General features: G+C 61.3%; 1 pseudogene. It reads right to left on the reverse strand.

The features are described 5' to 3' along the window. Positions 1-14: 14 nt before the first annotated feature. A pseudogene (locus tag ACPYOM_RS23990) lies at positions 15-235 on the reverse strand (DDE-type integrase/transposase/recombinase); the annotation flags it as partial.

A 235-nucleotide genomic window follows, 5' to 3' on the forward strand; every position in this document is an offset into this window, starting at 1 on the left:
AGCTAGGATTGTGTCGAGGTAAACTCCGTCCCCGTATCGGAAACGATCATACCTGGCTTGCCGCGGCGCTCGATGAGCGTGGTCAGTTCGCGTGCGACACGACCCCGAGATCGATGTATCCGGGATCGCAGCCAGGCACTCGCGTGTCGCTTCGTCCACGACATTGAACGCGCGGAAGCGCCTGCCGCGGGCGAACTGGTCGTGGACAAAATCCAGTGACCAGCGTGCATTGGCT

This window comes from Monashia sp. HAY1-2A (assembly GCF_056755315.1).